This is a genomic window from Lentilactobacillus sp. (assembly GCF_040773105.1).
Classification (GTDB): domain Bacteria; phylum Bacillota; class Bacilli; order Lactobacillales; family Lactobacillaceae; genus Lentilactobacillus; species Lentilactobacillus parabuchneri.
This window is the reverse complement of the sequence record NZ_JAXGWW010000223.1, coordinates 1-3,430: the sequence shown is the minus strand read 5'-3', so window position 1 is coordinate 3,430 and position 3,430 is coordinate 1. Positions and strand designations below refer to the sequence as shown.

At 42.4% G+C, this 3,430-nt stretch carries 5 protein-coding genes; 4 read left to right on the top strand and 1 reads right to left on the bottom strand.

Annotation, left to right across the window (positions count from 1 at the left end; all coding sequences use genetic code 11):
- Positions 1–599: Mur ligase family protein (locus AB3112_RS09750; protein ID WP_367334393.1), on the bottom strand; the 599-nt coding region annotated here is incomplete at its 3' end.
- A 218-nt stretch (positions 600–817) separates the two neighbouring features.
- Here AB3112_RS09750 and AB3112_RS09745 point away from each other — a divergent pair.
- From AB3112_RS09745 to AB3112_RS09730, 4 genes are read left to right on the top strand one after another with little or no spacing between them, the layout of a single operon-like run.
- Positions 818–1,390, top strand: a complete 573-nt coding sequence (locus AB3112_RS09745; protein WP_171031882.1) for a thymidine kinase — start codon at positions 818–820, stop codon at positions 1,388–1,390.
- A gap of 18 nt (positions 1,391–1,408) precedes the next feature.
- The gene (gene prfA / locus AB3112_RS09740) at positions 1,409–2,494 is read left to right on the top strand and encodes a peptide chain release factor 1 (protein ID WP_057909342.1); all 1,086 of its coding nucleotides are present in this window, start codon (positions 1,409–1,411) and stop codon (positions 2,492–2,494) included.
- The gene (locus tag AB3112_RS09735; RefSeq protein ID WP_367334392.1) at positions 2,487–2,684 is read left to right on the top strand and encodes a hypothetical protein; all 198 of its coding nucleotides are present in this window, start codon (positions 2,487–2,489) and stop codon (positions 2,682–2,684) included. The genes prfA and AB3112_RS09735 overlap by 8 nt, the downstream gene beginning before the upstream one ends.
- Positions 2,660–3,235: an Omp28-related outer membrane protein gene (locus tag AB3112_RS09730; protein WP_367334391.1), complete on the top strand. Its 576-nt coding sequence runs from the start codon at positions 2,660–2,662 to the stop codon at positions 3,233–3,235. The genes AB3112_RS09735 and AB3112_RS09730 overlap by 25 nt, the downstream gene beginning before the upstream one ends.
- The last annotated feature ends 195 nt before the right edge of the window (positions 3,236–3,430 follow it).

Sequence of the window (3,430 nt, the reverse complement as noted above, 5' to 3'; positions counted from 1 at the left end):
TTGGGAGTTGCCTTAATGTCGCCATCTTTTTGGTTATCAAACCCATAGTAAACGATCGGATTTGGTAGTTGCTTGGAATGAAAAATCGGCGCATCGCCATTTGCAATAATCGTCGCGTTGGGGGCAAGGGCAACACCGTTTAAAATTTTATTATAAGTGGTGTAAATTTCACCATAGCGGTCCATTTGGTCACGGAAGATATTGGTAAACACAAAGGCTTTTGGTTTAATGTACTTTGTGACCATGATGACGTTTGCTTCATCGACTTCCAACACGGCGAGCGGTCGTTTTCCCTTTGCTTTTGGTGCGTGAAGGAATGTGGTGATAATTCCCTGCTCCATGTTTGAGCCGGTAGGGTTGGTTAAAATATTATCGTATTTTTCTTTTAACACTTGAACTGTCAGTGCCGTCGTCAAGGTTTTTCCATTCGTTCCCGTAATGACAATCACGTCATAATGATTGCCAAGGGTTGCTAAAATATCCGGATCCAGTCGCTTGGTAATTTTACCAGGCAGCGAACTGCCACCCTTCAAGAACGTGTGTAAGAACCAGTATGACGACCGACCAGCTGCAGTCGCAATTGCGCTTTTTAATGACATAAGATTTACTCCCTTAGTGAAGGACATATTGATACTAATCAACCATTAAGTTTAGCATATGCCAAAGGGTTTGAACATACATCCGCTCACAGCTTAAACCTTCACTAAAAATTTCTGGGCCAAAAATGAGGCTCAACGTTAATTTTCTCATTATTATCGATTTTCAACTATTTTTCTGTATAATGGAAGAGAAGCTCTTAAGGAAAAAGGTGGATATTTTGGCTCAACTATTTTATCGTTATGGCGCGATGAACAGCGGCAAAACAATCGAGATCATCAAGGTTGCTCACAACTACGAGGAGCAGCACAAAAGTGTTATCATTATGACCAGTGCGGTGGATACCCGAGAAAAGCACGGGATGATTGAATCAAGGATTGGCTTGGAACGAAAGGCGGAACCCATTCACGAGAACACAAACGTCTTTGACTTGGTTCAAGAGTTGAATCCCCATTCCAGCTGCGTTTTGATCGACGAAGCACAATTTTTACTTAAAAAGCACGTACTGGAACTTGCAAAAATTGTTGATGAGCTCAATATTCCCGTGATGGCGTTCGGACTCAAAAATGATTTTCAAAATAATCTGTTTGAAGGCTCAAAATATCTGTTGTTGTATGCGGATAAGATAGAAGAAATGAAGACCATTTGCTGGTTCTGTGGTAAAAAAGCCATCATGAATCTCCGCTTTCATGATGGCAGCCCGGTATACGAGGGTGAGCAGATTCAAATGGGCGGCAACGAATCATACTATCCGGTCTGCAGGAAGCATTACTATAATCCACCTATCAAGTAACAAAGTGAGGAATATTAAATGGACGAAATTTTCGACAAATTACAATCAGTCGTCGATCGTTACGATGAACTTAACGAATTAATTAGTGATCCGGAAGTGATTGCTGATACTCAGAAGTTTATGAAGCTTTCAAAAGAGGAAGCAGATTTACGTGACACGGTTGCGGCGTATAAAAAGTACCAAAAGGTGACCCAACAATTGGATGACGATAAAGAAATGCTTCGGGATAAAATTGATGATCCCGATCTCGAAACCATGGTTAAAGACGAGATTTCTGACTTTACCGACCAAAAGGAAAAGTTGGAAAGCGAACTGAAAGTGATGCTTCTGCCACAGGATCCTAACGATGACAAAAACATCATCATGGAAATTCATGGAGCAGCCGGTGGAGATGAAGGCAGTTTGTTTGCCGGTGATTTGTTCAGTATGTATTCCAAGTACGCTGAGCGCCAGGGTTGGCAAGTTGAGATTATTGATAAGAATGAAACCGAAGTTGGTGGTTTCAAGGAAATCGTCTTGATGATTACCGGTAACAAGGTTTATTCGAAGCTCAAATATGAAAATGGCGCCCACCGGGTTCAACGGGTGCCAGTTACCGAATCGGCCGGCCGGGTCCACACGTCAACTGCGACAGTCGGCGTCATGCCTGAAGAAGAGGACGTTGACATCGATATCGATCCAAAGGACATTCGAGTTGATGTTTACCGCTCTTCCGGTGCCGGTGGCCAGCATATTAACAAAACATCGTCTGCTGTTCGAATGACCCATTTGCCAACCGGAATTGTGGTGGCCATGCAGGATGAACGTTCCCAACAGCAAAACCGTGCCAAAGCGATGAAAATTTTAAAGGCTCGGGTTTATGATTACTATTCTCAACAGGAACAGGATCAATACAATGCCGAGCGAAAGTCAGCCATTGGAACGGGTGACCGTTCTGAACGAATCAGAACTTATAATTATCCGCAAAATCGGGTTACCGACCATCGAATCGGATTGACTTTAAATAAATTGGATCGGATTATGAACGGTGAGCTTGATGAAATTATTGACGCGCTGATTGTTTCTGATCAGGCCAAAAAGCTTGAGAACTTGACCAATGAATAATCAAACAGAAATGACCTACTTTGAAGCCCGAAAGTGGGCTTCTTTTCGTATTAAAGATATTTCGGACGTTGATATGTACGACGTCGATTTCCTATTGGAAAAATTATTTGATTTAAGTCCAACGGCGCTGTTAATTCGGTATCGGCAAATAATCTCCGCTTGTCGTTGTACGCCAGAGAAGAGAATCTAACAACTACTCCGGGACAAGCAGGCGCCAGCAGTGGAACTAACTATATCCATAATCATGTTATGCGTGCCGCCATTTCTAATGTTTGGGGCGAATCAAACGTGATTACTTCGGGTGCAGAGGGAACTACCTATTCCAAAACATTCACCTATACAATTCCGACTACCTTTAATTTAGACAATCTCAGTTTTATTGCTTTCGTAAGTGAATACAACAGCAATGTGAACCAACGCAGTATTTTCAATGCCAAAGCCGTAACTTTTAATGACTTAATTTCAGGTGCCTACTTGGACGACGAAACCGGCATAGATGATAACACCGCTGCCTTGTCCGCTAAGGTAAACGTGTTCCCCAATCCGACCGACAATCAACTCTATATCCAAACCGATGCGACCATTCAACAGATTGACATTTTCAATATCAACGGACAACAGATTAATACAACGCCAATCCGTGAAGCGATTCTTTCTGTAGGCCATCTTGCCGATGGAATCTATCTGTTGCGCATCACTACAGAAAATGGGGGTGTAATGAAAAAAATTATCAAGAATTAATAACTCAAAACGAAATAGCATTGAAACCTACCTTACTTATCTTAGCCGCCGGCATGGGCAGTCGATACGGTGGCCTGAAACAACTCGATAAACTCGGTCCCAACGGAGAAACCATTATGGATTATTCCATCGCATACGCTCTGAAGAGCGGCTTTGGGAAAGTAGTTTTTGTCATTCGAGAATATATGGAAACCG